The sequence below is a fragment of the Pseudomonas sp. genome, assembly GCF_048269965.1.
Lineage (GTDB): Bacteria > Pseudomonadota > Gammaproteobacteria > Pseudomonadales > Pseudomonadaceae > Aquipseudomonas.
The window spans coordinates 82935-99292 of sequence record NZ_JBLWTV010000019.1 but is presented as its reverse complement, the minus strand read 5'-3'; the positions used below and the strand labels follow the sequence as shown (position 1 = coordinate 99292).

Below are 16358 nucleotides of genomic sequence, written 5' to 3'. Positions count from 1 at the left end.
AGTTCGTAGCCCGGATGCAATCCGGGGCTGGGTGGAGAGAGTCCCCGGATTGCATCCGGGCTACGGCTCCTGTGGGAGGCGCTTCAGCGGCGACGGAGCAAGCCAATGTCGCGGCTGAAGCCCCTCCCACAGAGAAGGTGGTCGCTTACTGCCCCAACTGACGCGGTTGCCAGTCCTTGATCACCAGGGTCACTTCCAGGTCCTGGCCATGGAGCTTCAGGCGCTCCGGCAGGGCGTAGCCGTTCTGCTCGGTGTAGCGCTGGTATTCCACCTGCCAGCCGTCCTGTTCCAGGCGCGCCAGGTGGCTTTCGCCGTCGAGGGTGATGCGGCTGCGGCTGACCGGGGCGGGCAGGCCGCGAATCCACCAGAGCAGGTTGGAGACCGGCAGGTCCAGGCGCAGTTGCTCTTGCAGCAGCGCTTCCGGTGATTCGGCGCGGAAGCGGCCACGGTTGGACACTTCCAGCAGGATGTCACCCGGGCGGCCGGTCAGGCGTGCGGCGCCGCCGCCCAGCGGGCCGGACAGGCGAATGTCGTAGTAATCCTGGCGTTGCAGCCAGAACAGCGTGGCGCTGCCGGAGTCGCGCGGGGCGCGGATGCCGATCTTGCCGTTGATCTGCCAGCCGTCGAGCTGGGTGATCTGCTCTTTGTGGGCTTTCCACTTGGCCGGGTCGCCCTGGCCTTCCAGCGCTTCGTGCGGGGTGAGGCCGGCGCAACCGGCGAGCAGGGCGATGAGGCTGAATACGAGTAGGTGACGAAGCATCAAAGAGTCTCGGAACCGGTCAGGCGCAACAGGGTGTCACGCAGAATGGGGCTGTCGGGCGTTTCGGCGAGGGCGTCGGCCCAGATGCGTCGGGCTTCGCGCTGCTTGCCCTGGGCCCAGAGCACTTCGCCGAGGTGGGCGGCCACTTCGTGGTCGGGGAATTTCTCCAGGGCCTGGCGCAGCAGGCGCTCGGCCTCGTCGAGGTTGCCCAGGCGGTAGTTGACCCAACCGAGGCTGTCGAGAATCGCCGGGTCATCCGGGTTGAGCTGGTGCGCCTTGGCGATCAGGTCGCGCGCCTCTGCGTAGCGCGTGGTGCGGTCGGCCAGGGTGTAGCCGAGTGCGTTGAGCGCCATGGCGTGCTCCGGCTCGCGCTCGATGATGTAGCGCAGGTCGGTTTCCAGCTGCGCCAGGTCATCGCGCTTTTCCGCGAGCATGGCGCGGGTATAGAGCAGGTTCAGGTCGTTGGGAAATTGCTCCAGGCCCTCGTTGATCACCTTCCAGGCCGGCTCGACCTGCTGGTCATTGCTCAGGCCTTCGGCTTCGATCAGGTACAGCTGGATGGCGTAATCGGGCTGCGCGTCGCGTGCCTGGGCCAGGCGTGCGCTGGCTTCTTCACCGCGCTGCTCGGCGAACAGCAGCTCGGCCTGGCGTTGCTGGGCCGGCAGGTAGTCGTTGCTCGGGCCGACCAGGGCGTATTCCTGCAGGGCGCTGTCGTTGTCGTTCAGTGCCTCGTAGGCGCGGCCGAGGTTGTAGTGCGCGGCATCGACATGGCTGCGGCGCTCGACCAGCTCTTCGAGGTAGACGATGGCCTCTTCCCAGGCTTCGGCTTCCAGGCACACCAGGGCCAGGGAGAAGCGCAGGTCGTCGTCGTTGGGGTGTTCCTGCACCAGCTTGGAGAACTCGCCCTTGGCGTCGTCGAGGCGATCCTGCTCGACCAGCAGGCGCGCGTAGGTCAGGCGCAGGCGTTTGTCTTCGGGGTGGTTGCGGATGCCTTTTTGCAGCAGCGGCAGGGCTTCTTCGCCACGGCCGAGGCTCTGCAGCAGGCGGGCGCGCAGCAGGACCGGCGACACTTCGTTGCTGTCCGCCGCATGGTCTTCGAGCAGTTGCAGGGCCTCTTCTGAGCGGCCGTCCTGTTGCAGGAGGATGGCCTTGCCGAACAGCAGCTGGCTGTTGTCCGGGTTCTTGCTCAGCAGGCGATCGAAGCCCTGCAGCAGGCCGGCGCGGGTATCCGGGTCGGTCTCGGCGGCAGACAGGGCGAGGAAGTCGAAGTGGGTATCGCCCTGGCGCTGCAGCACCTGCTCCATGTAGGTCATGGATTCGTCGTAACGGCCGGCGCGGGCCAGTTGCACGGCGGCGGCGCGCTGGGCGTCGATGTTGCTCGGCGCGTTCCTGGCCCAGATCAGTGCGCTGTCGAGCGCAGCCTGTTCGGCGCCGAGGTATTCGGCGATGCGGAAGGCGCGTTCGGCGACGCCGGCATCGCCGGTGGCGTTGGCCTGCTGCACGTAGTTGCCGAGGGCGATGTCGAAGCGATTGCGCTGCCCGGCCAGCTCGGCGGTGAGCAGGGCGAACAGGGTTTCCTGGCTGAACGAGCCGTATTCGCTCGGTTCCAGCTGGGTGCTCTGGTCGGCTTCCTGTACCGGCGGCGTACCGTCCGGCTCACTGGGGGCGAAGGTTTGGCAGCCGCTGAGAAGGGCAATGGCGGTGACTAACGCGAGGGGTCTGTTCATAGTGCCTTGTCGTGCGTTATTCCGGGGCGACGGCCGTGTTGACTCGTGCCCTGCGACGTTCGCGGCATCATGACACAAGCCTTGGAGCAAGCCCACTGGCCAGGACGATGCGGCGAACTGTCTATTGGGACAATAGGTCGCGGGAGTTGTTCTCTCGGAGGCGAAGTAGGACAATTGCCGGCTTCCGTATTGCCCCTCAGCGACCCTGCATGGCCTTTATCGCCCTCGGTATCAACCACAAGACCGCCTCGGTAGAGGTGCGCGAGCGCGTTGCTTTCACCCCGGAGCAACTGGTCGAAGCCCTGCAGCAGCTGTGCCAGCTGACGCCCAGCCGTGAGGCGGCGATCCTCTCGACCTGCAACCGCAGCGAGCTGTACCTGGAGCAGGATCAGCTGAGCAGCGACGAAGTGCTGCAGTGGCTGGCCGACTATCATCGCCTGAGCGTCGACGAGCTGCGTGCCTGCGCCTATGTGCACAGCGAGGACGATGCGGTGCGGCACATGATGCGCGTGGCGTGCGGGCTCGACTCCATGGTGCTGGGCGAGCCGCAGATTCTCGGCCAGCTCAAGTCTGCCTACGCCGTGGCACGCGAGGCCGGCACCGTCGGGCCGCTGCTGGGGCGGTTGTTCCAGGCCACCTTCAGCACCGCCAAGACCGTGCGCACCGATACCGCCATCGGCGAGAACCCGGTGTCCGTCGCCTTCGCTGCAGTCAGCCTGGCCAAGCAGATCTTCGCCGACCTGCACCGCAGCCAGGCGCTGCTGATCGGCGCCGGCGAGACCATCAGCCTGGTGGCGCGCCACCTGCATGATCAGGGCATCAAGCGCATCGTCGTCGCCAACCGCACCCTGGAGCGCGCCAGTCAGCTGGCCGAGCAGTTCGGTGCGCATGCAGTGCTGCTCTCGGACATTCCCGACGAGCTGGCGCATAGCGACATCGTCATCAGCTCCACCGCCAGTCAGCTGCCGATTCTCGGCAAGGGCGCGGTGGAAAGCGCGCTGAAAAAACGCAAGCACAAGCCGATCTTCATGGTCGACATCGCCGTGCCGCGCGACATCGAGTCGCAGGTGGGCGAGCTGGATGACGTCTACCTCTATACCGTCGATGACCTGCACGAGGTCATCGAGGAAAACCTCAAGAGCCGCCAGGGCGCGGCGCAGGCTGCCGAGGAGCTGGTGGCCGCCGGCACTGACGACTTCATGCAGCGCCTGCGCGAGCTGGCTGCGGTCGATGTGCTCAAGGCCTACCGTCAGCAGGCCGAGCGCCTGCGCGACGATGAGCTGGCCAAGGCCCAGCGCATGCTGGCCAACGGCAGCAACCCCGAGGACGTACTGGCGCAACTGGCGCGCGGCCTGACCAACAAGCTGCTGCACGCACCCAGCGTGCGCATGAAGAAACTTACCGCCGAGGGGCGCGTCGACGCGCTCAGCCTGGCCCAGGAATTGTTCGCCCTCGACGAGAGCGCGCCGCAGGACAAAGGTCTGCAATGAAAGCTTCACTGTTGAACAAGCTGGACAACCTCAGCGACCGCTTCGAGGAACTGACGGCGCTGCTCGGCGACGCCGAGGTGATTGCCAAGCAGACGCAATTTCGCGCCTATTCCAAGGAATATGCCGAGATCGAGCCGGTGATCGCCACCTTCCGCGAGCTGCGCAAGGTGCAGGGCGACCTCGAAGGCGCCCAGGCGCTGCTCAAGGACAGCGACGCGGACATGCGCGAGATGGCCGAAGAGGAAGTGGCCCAGGCCAAGGACGCGCTGGTCACCCTGGAGGACAAGCTGCAGCGCATGCTGCTGCCGAAAGACCCCAACGACGGGCGTAACGTCTACCTGGAAGTGCGCGCCGGCACCGGCGGCGACGAGGCGGCGATCTTCTCCGGCGACCTGTTCCGCATGTATTCGCGCTATGCCGAGAAGCAAGGCTGGCGGGTCGAGGTGCTGTCGGCCAACGAGGGCGAGCACGGCGGCTTCAAGGAAGTGATCGCCCGCGTCGAAGGCGACAACGTCTACGCCAAGCTCAAGTTCGAGTCCGGCGCTCATCGTGTGCAGCGTGTGCCGGAGACCGAGTCCCAGGGCCGTATTCATACCTCGGCCTGCACCGTAGCGGTGTTGCCGGAGCCGGACGAGCAGGCCGCCATCGAGATCAACCCGGCCGACTTGCGCGTCGATACCTACCGCAGCTCCGGCGCCGGTGGTCAGCACGTCAACACCACCGACTCGGCGATCCGCATCACCCACATTCCCACCGGCACCGTGGTGGAGTGTCAGGAAGAGCGCTCGCAGCACAAGAACCGCGCCAAGGCCATGGCCTGGCTGGCGGCCAAGCTGCAGGACCAGCAGGAAGCGGCGGCGCACAAGGAAATCTCCGAGACGCGCAAGCTGCTGGTGGGCTCCGGCGACCGCTCCGAGCGCATCCGTACCTACAACTTCCCGCAGGGCCGGGTGACCGACCACCGCATCAACCTGACCCTGTATTCGCTCAATGAAGTGATGGCCGGTGGTGTCGAGGCCGTGATCGAGCCGCTGCTGGCCGAATACCAGGCCGATCAGCTGGCGGCGTTGGGCGATTGAGTATTGCCGTGCGCACGGAACCGTCCGTAGGGTGGATGACGCTTTATCATCCACCATCCCGCACGGTGGATCGATGAAGCCTGAGCGACGCGCTCCGATCCACCCCATGAGAGAACCATGGCCACCATCGAATCCCTGCTCAACACCGCCGACCTGCCTGATTCGCCCACGCCGCGTCTGGACGCCGAGCTGCTGTTGGCCGCCGCGCTGAACAAGCCGCGCAGCTACCTGCGCACCTGGCCGGAGCGTGAGCTGGATGTCGATCAACTGGCCCAGTTTCAGAACAACCTGCAACGCCGTCGCCAGGGCGAGCCGGTCGCTTATATCCTCGGTCATCAGGGCTTCTGGAGCCTCGATCTGGAAGTGGCGCCGCATACCCTGATCCCTCGTCCGGACACCGAGCTGCTGGTGGAAACCGCGCTCGAGCTGCTGCCTGCAGCGCCGTTGGCCGTGCTCGATCTGGGCACCGGCACCGGTGCCATTGCCCTGGCTTTGGCCAGCGAACGTCCGACCTGGCAGGTGACCGGTGTGGATCGCGTCGAGGACGCCGTGGCCCTGGCCGAACGCAATCGCCAGCGCCTGCAACTGGGCAACGCCAGCTTCCTGCACAGCCACTGGTTCTCCGCGCTGACCGGGCAACGCTATGGCCTGATCCTGAGCAATCCACCCTATATCCGCGCCGATGACCACCATCTCAACGAAGGCGACGTGCGCTTCGAGCCGAGCAGCGCCCTGGTCGCCGGCAGCGACGGGCTGGACGATATTTGTGCGATCATCCAGGCCGCGCCGCAGCACCTGCTGTCCGGTGGCTGGCTGCTGCTGGAACATGGCTTCGACCAGGCCGAGAACGTGCGCAGCTTGCTCGCCGAGGGCGGCTTCGTCGAGGTCGCTAGCCGGCGTGACCTGGGCGGTCATGAACGCATCAGTTTGGGACGTTTCGACCGTGAGTGATCAGATGCTGAGCGATGAAGAACTGCTGCGTTACAGCCGGCAGATCCTGCTGAAACAGATCGATGTGCAAGGGCAGCTGCGCCTCAGGCAGGGCCGTGCGCTGATCGTCGGCATGGGCGGGCTGGGTTCGCCCGTGGCGCTGTACCTGGCTGCCGCTGGCGTCGGCGAGTTGCACCTGGCCGACTTCGACAGGGTGGACCTGACCAACCTGCAGCGGCAGATCGCCCACGACACCGCCAGCATCGGCCAGGCCAAGGTGGATTCGGCCATGGCGCGGCTGGCCGCGATCAACCCGCTTATCAGCCTGGTGCCGCATCGTCAGGCGCTGGACGCCGACTCGCTGGCCGCCGCCGTGGGCGCCGTCGATCTGGTGCTGGACTGCTCGGACAATTTCACCACCCGTGAGGCGGTCAACGCGGCCTGCGTCGCGGCCGGCAAACCGCTGGTCTCCGGCGCGGCGATCCGCCTGGAAGGGCAACTGTCGGTGTTCGATCCCCGCAATGCCGCCAGCCCCTGCTACCACTGCCTGTATGGCCACGGCAGCGAGGCCGAACTGACCTGCAGCGAAGCCGGTGTGGTCGGGCCGCTGGTCGGCCTGGTCGGCAGCCTGCAGGCGCTGGAGGCGCTGAAACTGCTGGCCGGTTTCGGTGAGCCGCTGGTAGGCCGTCTGCTGTTGATCGATGCGCTGGGCACGCGCTTTCGCGAACTGCGGGTCAAGCGCGATCCGGCCTGTGAGGTGTGCGGTGGGCGCTAGCAGGCCGTTGAAAAACGTAGGCGAGGCAGGCAAGACAAGGCAAAAACGGCCGAAAAAGCGCAGTTTACGTGTTGTAAATGAGCATTTTGAGGCCGTTTTTAACGCAGTATTGCCAACGCAGGTAGTTTTTCAACGGCCTGCTAAGCATAGGCTGCGTAGTTGTGGGGATGATTTGAAATGAGTCAGTCGCAGGCGCCGATTGGCGTTTTCGACTCCGGTGTCGGCGGCCTGTCGGTGCTGCGCGAGATTCGTCAGCTGCTGCCCAACGAGACGCTGCTCTACGTCGCCGACAGCGGCCATGTGCCCTACGGCGAGAAAAGCCCGGAATACATTCGCGAGCGCTGCGTGCTGATCACCGAGCACCTGCTGGCGCAAGGCGCCAAGGCCCTGGTGCTGGCCTGCAATACCGCGACGGCGGCAGCGGCCGCCGACTTGCGCGAGCGTTATCCGGACTTGCCCATCGTCGGCATGGAGCCTGCGGTAAAGCCGGCAGCGGCGGCGACCCGCAGTGGCGTGGTCGGTGTGCTGGCAACCACCGGTACGCTCAAGAGCGCCAAATTCGCGGCTCTGCTCGACCGCTTCGCCAATGATGTGCGAGTGATCACGCAGCCCTGCCCGGGGCTGGTGGAATGCATCGAGGCGGGCGAACTGCAGGCAGCGGCGACCCGTGAGCTGCTGCGTGGCTACGTCACGCCGCTGCTGGCCGAGGGCTGCGACACGCTGATTCTCGGCTGCACACACTATCCCTTCCTGCGTCCGCTGCTAAGCGAGCTGGTGCCGGCCTCGGTAACCCTGATCGACACCGGTGCGGCAGTGGCGCGTCAACTGCAGCGTCTGCTCACTCAGCACGACATGTTGGCAACCGCGCCCGCACGGGCCACGCGCTACTGGAGCAGCGGAGAAACCGCGCAGCTTTGCCGCGTATTGCCGATCTTGTTGAATGAAACGGCCGAAGTGCTTTCGATTTAGTGAATTTTTTTCGGTTTGCGCTTTCTCTGATATCGAATCCTTCTATATTTTCGTAACGAGCCTGATTAAAACCTCCCGCTATAAAAAGGAATGACTCATGAAGAAGTTATGTGCCTTTGCTGCAGCCACGGCCTTGACGTTCGGAACTCTGGGTAGTGCACAGGCTGCGGATGTAACCGCAGCTATTGGTCAGAGCGGCGATTCCACCATGGTGTATCGCTTGGGCGCGCAGTGGGACTGGGACCGCAGCTGGCTGGAGAGCAGCTATGGCCGTCTGACTGGCTACTGGGACCTGGGTTACACCTACTGGGATGGCGACGAAACGGCGAGCAATCACAGCCTGTCGTTCTCGCCCGTGTTCGTCTACGAATTCGCCGGGCAGAACGTGCGGCCTTACATCGAGGCCGGCATCGGCGTTGCAGCCTTCTCCAGTACCGATCTGGAGAGTAACGAGCTGGGCTCGTCGTTTCAGTTCGAAGACCGCATCGGCGTCGGTCTGCGCTTCGCGGGCCAGGAGATTGGTTTGCGCGCGATCCACTACTCCAACGCGGGTCTGAAGAACCCCAATGACGGCGCAGAAGCCTATACCCTGCACTACCGCATGAGCTTCTAAGCGACCATCCAGGGTGCGCCGTGCGCACCGCTGGCGGTAGCGCTGGCTCTTCGGTGCGCACGGCGCACCCTGCGTCAGATGTAAGCCCCGGCGATACCGCGGCGCTCTTCCAGGCATTCGGCCGCCCCCAGCTCGAACTCGCGGCAGATCAGCGGGCGCACCTCGTAGATGGTGCAGCGCATGCTGTCGCGATCAAGCGCTATGCACCAGCCGTCGTCCAGGCGGCGCATGACCTCACCGCCCCAGTCGTCGGTATCGATGTAGCGTTGCGGCACGCCGGTGTCGCCCAGCAGCATGACTTCCAGCTGGCAGCAGCAGGCCGCGCAGGTGCTGCAACTGACCTCGGGCTCGGTTGGCAGTTGGGTATGGGGAATGGTCTGGCTCATGGCGCGGCAGTGTACGCCATGCAGTGGATACGCGGGGCTCGGGCTGACAGGCGCAGCGCCGCCATTGCGGCAGGCCGGCGAGGCGCCGCCCCTGTAGAGGTTATCGGCTAGGTCGATTGGCGGTTGCGCAGGCTCTGCTCGTATTGCGCCCGATAGAGTTTGGCGAAGCCATGCAGCACCGGCAGCACCACGGCCCAGATCAGTGCGAAGATCGCCAGGGTTGGCCAGGTGCCCAGCGGCAGGGCGACGCCGGCGATCTTGGCGCCGCCGTAGTAGGACAGCGGTGCGGAAACCGCGCCGAGCAGGCTGGCTCGCCACCAGGGCTGGGCGGTCCAGGCCAGGCAGTGATTGAGGGTGCTGGCCAGCAACAGCCAGAGCAAGGCCAGCCACAGGGGAATCAGCTGGCGCTCCTCGCCGAAATCGAACACGCCGAGGTTGAGCAGGAAGCTGTCCAGCGCACTGCCGGCGAGAAACACGCTGAGCAGCAGCTTGCCTTCGGCGGCCCAGCTGCTGACCCACAACAGGTGCACGCCGATGATCGCTGCCACCGCCAGCAGCCACAGGCTGTCACCTGCAAAGACGCAGACCAGCCAGCCGAGCTGGAACAGGAGGGCATTGGCGATCAGCTTAGGCATCGAAGTTTCCTAACAGAGGCGCAGGGCGAGCGGCCGGTTTGGCCAGTAGCAGTTGCGCGGTGCCAATGGTGCGTTCGAGGAAGCCGCCTTCGCAATAGCAGAGGTAGAACTCCCACAGGCGATAGAAGTAATCGTCGTAGCCCAGTTGCTCCAGGCGCTGCCGCGCGTGACGCAGGTTGTCGTGCCACAGGCGCAGGGTACGCGCGTAGTGCAGGCCGAAATCTTCCATGTGGTGCAGGTTGAAGTCGGTGTGCCGGGTGACCACGTCGAGCATCTTCTGCACCGAGGGCAGGGCGCCGCCCGGAAAGATGTAGCGCTGGATGAAGTCCACCGACTTGCAGGCCTGCTCGTAGCGCTGGTCGCGGATGGTGATGGCCTGCAGCAGCATCAGCCCGTCGGGCTTGAGCAGGCGCGCGCACTGCTCGAAGTAGGTGGGCAGGAAGCGATGGCCGACGGCCTCGATCATCTCGATGGAGACCAGCTTGTCGTACTGGCCCTCGAGGTCGCGGTAGTCCTCCAGCAGCAGGGTGACGCGATCCTCCAGGCCCAGCTCGCGAATGCGTTGCTCGGTGTGCGCGTGCTGCTCGCGCGACAGGGTGGTGGTGGTCACCCGGCAGCCGTAATGGGTCGCAGCATAGATGGCCATGCTGCCCCAGCCGGTACCGATCTCCAGCAAGTGGTCGCAAGGCTTCAGCGCAAGCTTCTGGCAGATGCGTTCGAGCTTGTTGAGCTGCGCCTGCTCCAGGCTGTCGTCCTCGTTCGCGAACATCGCCGCCGAATACATCATGGTCGGGTCGAGGAATTGTTCGAACAGGTCGTTGCCCAGGTCGTAGTGCGCGGCGATGTTGCGACGCGAACCCTGTCGGGTGTTGCGGTTGAGCCAGTGCAGACCCTGGATCAACGGTCGGCCGAGGCGTGCCAGACCGCCTTCCATCGCGTCCAGCACGTCGAGGTTGGCGACGAAGATGCGAATCACCGCCGTCAGGTCCGGCGTGCTCCAGTAGCCGTGGATATAGGCCTCACCCGAGCCGATCGAGCCGTTACCCGCCACCAGGCCCCAGACCGCCGGGTCATGCACCGTGATCTCGGCGCGCAGGCTGGCCTGCGGGTTGCCGAAGTGCAGGCTGTCGCCCGCCTCGTGGATGACCAGCAGGCCGTGGTGCAGGTGCTGCAGCTGGCGTATCACGGCACGCCGCAACAAGCCGGCGCCAATGCCGTTGCCACTGCGTACCAGGCTTCTGGTGGAGGTCAGGCTAGAGCTCTTCATGGTGCATGTCCTTCACTTGCGGGCGGGCGACACGGAAGCTGCCTTCCGCGGGCTTGTGGTCGAAAATCGGGATGCGCTTGAACAGCAGGCGCATCGCCTGCCAGTAGATGGCGGCCAGGGTCTTGCCGGTCATCCAGGGAAAACTGAGCAGATAGCGGTGCAGGCTGGCGCGGTCGAGGCCTTCGCGGTGCAGGCTGAGGCTGGCGTCGAACATCTTGGTTTCGCCCTGCCAGTCGGCCATGTGCACGCCCAGGCGTTCGCCGACGGCGCTGAAACTCATGCGGTATTGCAGCTCGCGCGGCAGGAAAGGCGAGACGTGAAAGGCCTTGTCGACGCTGACCTGATGGCGGCCTTCGCCCTCGGCCGGCAGCACGTAGTGATAACGCTCACGCCACGGCGTATTGCTGACTTCACAGAGAATCGCCATCAGCCGCTGGTCCGCGTCATGGCAGTAGAAAATGCTCACCGGATTGAAGGCCAGGCCCCAGCTGCGCGGCTGCGTCAGCACGCAGATGCGACCGTGCGGGCGCGTGCCCAGTGCCTGCTCCACGCGATCGCGCACCGCCTCATGCAGCGCCACGCCCTGGCGGGTGAACTCGGGCAGGTAGTCGCTTTCGCGAAAGGCGAATGGCGCCCAGCGGCCGGAACCGGCCAGCTTCGACAGGGCGAACAGTTGCGCCTGCTCGCTCAGGTCGAGGTACAGCAGGCCCATGCGGTAGCGAAAGGCATGGGCGCGCGGGGCGAAGCGGCGATGCAGCACCCAGCCGCTGTACAGGGCGCTGTGCATCAGAGGCTTTCTCCGAAGGCACGTGCCACACGCAAGGCACTGACCACGCCATCTTCATGGAAGCCGTTGGCCCAATAGGCGCCGCAGTAGTAGGTGTGCTGGGCGCCGAGCAGCTCTTGCCAGCGCGCCTGGGCTGCGGTACCGGCCAGGCTGTACTGCGGGTGGGCGTACTGAAAGCGTGCGAGGATCTTGCCCGGGTCGATGGCGGCCGTCTGGTTGAGGCTGACGCAGAAGGTGGTATCGCTGTCGATGCCTTGCAGGATGTTCATGTTGTAGGTCACGGCCGCCATCTGATCGGCGGATCGCTGCAGAGCTACTGCGCTCGGCCATGCTGCGTTTAAATCCGGCTCGGGATGCTCATTTACGCCGAGTAAACTGCGCTCCCTCGCCGGATTTCGCCTTGCCTGACCTTCGCTCGCTACGCTCTGAAGCGACCCGCAGGGCCCGCCCAGGCGATAGTTCCAGCTGGCCCAGGCCAGCTTGCGCTTGGGCAGCAGGCGCGTGTCGGTATGCAGCACCACGTCGTTGCTGGCGTAGGGCAGGGCGCCGAGAATCTCCCACTCCTTTTCGCTGGCCTGATCGAGCAGGGCCAAGGCCTGGTCGCTGTGGCAGGCGAAGATCACCTTGTCGAAGCGCTCGGCGCCGGCCGCACTGTGCAGGGTGACGCCGTCTTCATCGCGCATGACGCGGCTGACCGGGCAGTTGAGGCGAATGCGCTCGGCGAAGCTGGCGGTCAACGGCGCCACGTAACTGCGCGAGCCGCCTTCGATCACCTGCCAGGTCGGCCTGTCGCTGACCGAGAGCAGGCCATGGTTCTTGCAGAAGCGCACGAAGAACTGCAGCGGGAAACCGAGCATGTCGGCCAGCGACATCGACCAGATGGCCGAGCCCATCGGCACGATGTAATGCTCGATGAAACGGCGGCCATAGCCGTTGCTGTCGAGGTACTGGCCGAGCGTGGTGTCGGCGCCGATGCGGTTGTTGGCCAGGTCGTCCAGCGACTGGCGGTTGAAACGCAGGATGTCGCGCAGCATGCCCCAGAACGCCGGGGACAACAGGTTGCTGCGCTGGGCGAAGAGGGTGTTGAGGTCGTGGCCGTTGTACTCCACGCCGGTGGTCGGGTCGCTGACCGAGAAGCTCATCTCGGTGGGCTTGAAGCCGACGCCGACCTGCTCCAGCAGGCGGATGAAGTTGGGGTAGGTCCAGTCGTTGAAGACGATGAAACCGGTATCGATGGCGTAGCTGCGACCGTCCACCTGCACGTCGACGGTGTGGGTGTGGCCGCCGATCCAGTCGCTGGCTTCGAACACCTGGATGTCGTGCTGGCGATTGAGCAGGTAGGCACAGGTCAGGCCGGCGATGCCGCTGCCGACGATGGCGATTTTCATGCATTGTCCTCGTTGCGCGCCATGCGGCGGCCTATGGCCAGTTGCAGGCTGCTGGGCAGGCTGCCGAGCAGTTTCAGTACGGCGATGAAGGGAGTGGGAAAGGCGATCTCGTGCGGGCGCTTGTCCAGGCGCGCGGCGATATGCCGGGCGGCGCGCTGCACAGGCCAGCGCATGGGCATCGGGAAGTCGTTCTTCTGCGTCAGCGGGGTGTCGACGAAACCGGGGCTGACCAGGGTGACGTCGATGCCTTCGCTGGCCAGGTCGATACGCAGTGTCTGCATCAGGTAACGCATGGCGGCCTTGGAGGCGCCGTAGGCTTCGGCGCGCGGCAGCGGCATGAAGGTCACCGAGCTGCCGACGCCGACCAGGTGCGGACGCTCGCCCTGGCGCAGCAAGGGCAGGGCCGCTTCGATGCAGTAACTGGCGGAAAACAGGTTGGCGCTGACCACGCGTTCGATCATCGCCGCCTCGAACTGGCGCACCTCGACGTATTCGCAGGTGCCGGCGTTGAGGATCACGCAATCCAGCGCGCCCCAGTGTTGCGCGATGCGCTTGCCAATGGCGCGCACCTGCTCGGCGTCGGTCAGGTCACCCGGGGCGACCAGCACCTGGTCGCCATAGCGCGTTGCGAAATCCTGCAAGGGGCCGCTGCTACGCGCGCTCAGTGCCAGCTGATGGCCGGCCTTGAGCAATTCTTCGGCCAGTGCGGCACCGATGCCGCTGCTGGCGCCAGTGAGCCAGATACGTTTCATGCCAGCCTCCGTTTCAACCAGGCGATCACGCTGCCGAGCACTGGCAGGTGTTCGTAGAGCAGCGCGCCGGCATCGAAATAATCGCGGTGTCGATAGACACGGTCGCGCCAGAGCAGGTGCGAGCAGCCTTCGACGGCGATCTCGGCACCGCCACGCAGGCGCGGATGGCGGTAGCGCATGGTCCAGCGCAGGTAGCCTTCGCCTTCGGCAACCTGATCGAAACCGTGAAAGTCGAAGTGCAGCGCCTGCACGTTGGCGTACAGCTCGGCGAAATAGCGGCGTACCGCTGTCAGGCCGTGCACCTCATGCAGCGGGTCGCGAAACAGCACATCGTCGCTGTACAGCTCGCCGAGCAGGTCGAGGTTGTCCTTGTTCAGCGCGGCGAAGCGCTCGGCGAAGTCGTGAAGGAATGCACTCATGCCGGAACCTCCCGCGCAGGGAGGTTCTTGAACGCCGCCAGCGCGCGCTCGCGTGAGCGCGACAGGTCGACGATCGGGCGCGGGTAACCGGCGGGCGCGAACAGGCCGCCCAGCGCCGACGGATCATGGATATCGCGCGTGTTCAGCCCGGCCAGCTCCGGCACCCACTGGCGAATGAACTGGCCGTCGGGATCGAACTTCTGTGACTGGCTGATCGGGTTGAAGATACGAAAGTAGGGCGCCGCATCGGTGCCGGTGGAGGCGCTCCACTGCCAGCCGCCGTTATTCGCCGCTAGGTCGCCGTCGATCAGGTGACGCATGAAGAAGCGCTCGCCCTCGCGCCAGTCGATCAGCAGGTTCTTGGTCAGGAACATGGCGACGATCATGCGCAGGCGGTTGTGCATCCAGCCGGTTTCCAGCAGCTGGCGCATGGCTGCGTCGATGATCGGCAGGCCGGTGCGGCCCTCTTGCCAGGCGGCCAGCTCTTCCGGGGCGTGGCGCCATGCCAGCGCTTCGGTTTCCAGGCGGAAGGCCCGGTGGCGCGATACCCGTGGGTAGCCGACCAGCGTGTGCTTGTAGAACTCGCGCCAGAGCAGCTCGTTGATCCAGGTGACGACGCCCGGGTTGCCGCTGTCGAACTCGCCCTGATTGGCCGCCAGTGCGGCGTGCAGGCACTGGCGCGGCGATACGACGCCAGCGGCCAGGTAGGCCGACAGCTGGCTGGTGCCCGGCTTGGCGGGGAAGTCGCGTTCGTCCTTGTAGTAGGTCACCTGCTCGTCGGCAAAGCGCGCCAGGCGCTGCAGGGCCGCCTCCTCTCCGGCGGGCCAGAGCAGACGCAGGCTGGCGCTGGGGGTGGCGAAACCCTCTGCGGTTTCGGGTATCGCGTCACTGCCGATGGCCAGCGGCGTTTGCCCCTTCGGCAGCGCGATCAAGGTCGGCAGGGCCGTGTGCAGGCGCTCGTAGCACAGCTTGCGGAACTGGCTGTAGACCTGGAAGTAGCCGCCGGAGCGGGTCAGTACGCTGCCAGGTTTGAAGAACAGCTGATCGAGGTGGCTGTGCCAGGCGATGGCCTGCTGGCCGAGGTAGGCGCAGACCTGTTGATCGCGCCGGCTCTCGTTGATGCCGTACTCCTCGTTGACGTGCACGGCGCTGATGTCGTGTTCATGGCAGACCTCGGCGACCTGCACCGCTGCCTCGCTCCAGTCATGGCAGTGGCGCACCAGCAGCGGCACGTTGAGCGCTGCCAGGGCCTTGCTCAGCTCGGCCAGGTTGCGCAGCCAGAAGTCCACCTTGCTCGGGGCGTCGTCATGGCGCTGCCACTGGCCGGGCGTGACGAGATACAGGGCGATGGTCGCGCCGCTGCTCATGGCGCGGCTCAGGGCGGTGTTGTCCTGGGTGCGCAGGTCGCTGCGAAACCACATCAGTTGCTGCATGGGGTGACCTCTTGGGCGCCGAGCAAGTCATGGCGCAACAGCCAGGCGTGCGCGGCGAGCGGGTCGCTGGCCGACTCCAGGTCGGTCAGCGAGTCGCGGTGAATGTGGGCGGCGGGGCCGGCGAGCAGCAACGGCACCGGGCATTGTTCGGCCAGACGGGGTAACTGGCGGCGCACCAGGATGCCGTCCAGCGCTTCTTCGGCGTACAGCAGCACGGCACGCGGGGCGATGTGCTCCAGCGCCGTCAGCAATTCGTTGGGTGGCAGCGGCCAATCGAAGACCTCCACCGGGCAGTCGCTGGCGCTGGCCAGCCAGGCGCACAGCCACAGGCCCGGCTCCATTGGCGCCTCACCGAGGTTGATCAGCAGCAGTGGCGCGCCGCCGACCTGGCGATTGCAGTGATAGATGCGAGTGGCCAGCTTGCTGCGCAGCCAGGAAAGGAAGAACACCTGCTCGGCACGTGCGCCGAACTGGCCTTGCCAGCGCTGACGCAGATCACCGAGCAGCGGCCACAGCAGTTGCTCGACCAGGGTGCTGGCCGGGTAGAGCGCCAGTGCCGAGTTGAAGCGATCATCCAGGCGTCGCTCGTTGAACTGGACGATGCAACCGAGCAGCTCGTTGCGCTGCCGTGACCAGTTGTCGGTCTGGGTTGCTTGCGGCACCTGCTCATGGTCGAGCAGCGCCTTGACCTGGCCGACGGCAACGCCGCGAGCCAGCCAGGCGAGAATGGCGTTGATGCGTACGAGGTTGGCCGGTGAGTAGAGACGGTGCCCCTTGGGCGTGCGGTAGGGCACGATCAGGCCGTAGCGGCGTTCCCAGGCGCGCAGGGTCACGGCGTTGATGCCGGTGCTGCGTGCCACCTCGCGGATCGGCAGGTAGCCTTCGTCGAGCGCCTGGCGGTAGTCGTGGCCGGTTTCTTCTTCGGCGATGGTTTCGCTGGTCATGGCA

General features: G+C 65.5%; 17 protein-coding genes. 6 read left to right on the top strand and 11 right to left on the bottom strand.

Features of this window, described 5'->3' with window-relative positions:
* Positions 1 to 145: 145 nt before the first annotated feature.
* On the bottom strand, positions 146 to 763 hold the full coding sequence (gene lolB, locus ACN0X6_RS19650; RefSeq protein ID WP_417706556.1) for a lipoprotein insertase outer membrane protein LolB: 618 nt from the start codon (positions 761 to 763) through the stop codon (positions 146 to 148).
* Complete coding sequence (locus ACN0X6_RS19645) at positions 760 to 2487, bottom strand: tetratricopeptide repeat protein (RefSeq protein WP_417706554.1); 1728 nt, start codon at positions 2485 to 2487, stop codon at positions 760 to 762. Before ACN0X6_RS19645 ends, lolB begins: the two co-directional genes overlap by 4 nt.
* A 209-nt stretch (positions 2488 to 2696) precedes the next feature.
* On the opposite strand from ACN0X6_RS19645, the gene hemA reads away from it, so the two are divergent.
* From hemA to ACN0X6_RS19615, 6 genes are all read left to right on the top strand, one after another.
* Complete coding sequence (gene hemA / locus ACN0X6_RS19640) at positions 2697 to 3977, top strand: glutamyl-tRNA reductase (protein ID WP_417706552.1); 1281 nt, start codon at positions 2697 to 2699, stop codon at positions 3975 to 3977.
* Positions 3974 to 5056: a peptide chain release factor 1 gene (gene prfA / locus ACN0X6_RS19635; RefSeq protein WP_417706550.1), complete on the top strand. Its 1083-nt coding sequence runs from the start codon at positions 3974 to 3976 to the stop codon at positions 5054 to 5056. The genes hemA and prfA overlap by 4 nt, the downstream gene beginning before the upstream one ends.
* 117 nt (positions 5057 to 5173) lie before the next feature.
* The gene (gene prmC, locus ACN0X6_RS19630) at positions 5174 to 6007 is read left to right on the top strand and encodes a peptide chain release factor N(5)-glutamine methyltransferase (RefSeq protein WP_417706548.1); all 834 of its coding nucleotides are present in this window, start codon (positions 5174 to 5176) and stop codon (positions 6005 to 6007) included.
* Positions 6008 to 6011: 4 nt separating this feature from the next.
* Positions 6012 to 6761: a molybdopterin-synthase adenylyltransferase MoeB gene (locus ACN0X6_RS19625; RefSeq protein WP_417706559.1), complete on the top strand. Its 750-nt coding sequence runs from the start codon at positions 6012 to 6014 to the stop codon at positions 6759 to 6761.
* 177 nt (positions 6762 to 6938) lie between these two features.
* On the top strand, positions 6939 to 7730 hold the full coding sequence (murI, locus tag ACN0X6_RS19620) for a glutamate racemase (RefSeq protein ID WP_417706546.1): 792 nt from the start codon (positions 6939 to 6941) through the stop codon (positions 7728 to 7730).
* Positions 7731 to 7827: 97 nt separating this feature from the next.
* Positions 7828 to 8343 (top strand): acyloxyacyl hydrolase, encoded by a 516-nt coding sequence (locus tag ACN0X6_RS19615; RefSeq protein ID WP_417706545.1) that lies wholly within the window; start codon positions 7828 to 7830, stop codon positions 8341 to 8343.
* Positions 8344 to 8417: 74 nt separating this feature from the next.
* Here the strand turns inward: ACN0X6_RS19615 and ACN0X6_RS19610 are convergent, their stop codons facing one another.
* The 9 genes from ACN0X6_RS19610 to ACN0X6_RS19570 all read right to left on the bottom strand — a co-directional run bounded on the left by ACN0X6_RS19610 (position 8418) and on the right by ACN0X6_RS19570 (position 16354).
* Positions 8418 to 8729, bottom strand: a complete 312-nt coding sequence (locus ACN0X6_RS19610; RefSeq protein ID WP_417706543.1) for a YkgJ family cysteine cluster protein — start codon at positions 8727 to 8729, stop codon at positions 8418 to 8420.
* Positions 8730 to 8836: 107 nt separating this feature from the next.
* Positions 8837 to 9364: a DUF2878 domain-containing protein gene (locus ACN0X6_RS19605; protein WP_417706541.1), complete on the bottom strand. Its 528-nt coding sequence runs from the start codon at positions 9362 to 9364 to the stop codon at positions 8837 to 8839.
* Positions 9357 to 10631, bottom strand: a complete 1275-nt coding sequence (locus ACN0X6_RS19600) for a class I SAM-dependent methyltransferase (RefSeq protein ID WP_417706540.1) — start codon at positions 10629 to 10631, stop codon at positions 9357 to 9359. The genes ACN0X6_RS19605 and ACN0X6_RS19600 overlap by 8 nt, the downstream gene beginning before the upstream one ends.
* Positions 10618 to 11418: a DUF1365 domain-containing protein gene (locus ACN0X6_RS19595; protein WP_417706539.1), complete on the bottom strand. Its 801-nt coding sequence runs from the start codon at positions 11416 to 11418 to the stop codon at positions 10618 to 10620. The genes ACN0X6_RS19600 and ACN0X6_RS19595 overlap by 14 nt, the downstream gene beginning before the upstream one ends.
* Positions 11418 to 12806: an NAD(P)/FAD-dependent oxidoreductase gene (locus tag ACN0X6_RS19590; protein ID WP_417706537.1), complete on the bottom strand. Its 1389-nt coding sequence runs from the start codon at positions 12804 to 12806 to the stop codon at positions 11418 to 11420. The genes ACN0X6_RS19595 and ACN0X6_RS19590 overlap by 1 nt, the downstream gene beginning before the upstream one ends.
* Complete coding sequence (locus ACN0X6_RS19585) at positions 12803 to 13558, bottom strand: SDR family NAD(P)-dependent oxidoreductase (RefSeq protein ID WP_417706535.1); 756 nt, start codon at positions 13556 to 13558, stop codon at positions 12803 to 12805. Before ACN0X6_RS19585 ends, ACN0X6_RS19590 begins: the two co-directional genes overlap by 4 nt.
* Complete coding sequence (locus ACN0X6_RS19580) at positions 13555 to 13977, bottom strand: nuclear transport factor 2 family protein (protein ID WP_417706533.1); 423 nt, start codon at positions 13975 to 13977, stop codon at positions 13555 to 13557. Before ACN0X6_RS19580 ends, ACN0X6_RS19585 begins: the two co-directional genes overlap by 4 nt.
* A complete protein-coding gene (gene phrB / locus ACN0X6_RS19575) occupies positions 13974 to 15410 on the bottom strand; it encodes a deoxyribodipyrimidine photo-lyase (protein WP_417706531.1) in 1437 nt (478 codons plus the stop codon). Before phrB ends, ACN0X6_RS19580 begins: the two co-directional genes overlap by 4 nt.
* Positions 15398 to 16354, bottom strand: a complete 957-nt coding sequence (locus ACN0X6_RS19570) for a MerR family transcriptional regulator (protein WP_417706529.1) — start codon at positions 16352 to 16354, stop codon at positions 15398 to 15400. The genes phrB and ACN0X6_RS19570 overlap by 13 nt, the downstream gene beginning before the upstream one ends.
* Positions 16355 to 16358 lie beyond the last annotated feature (4 nt).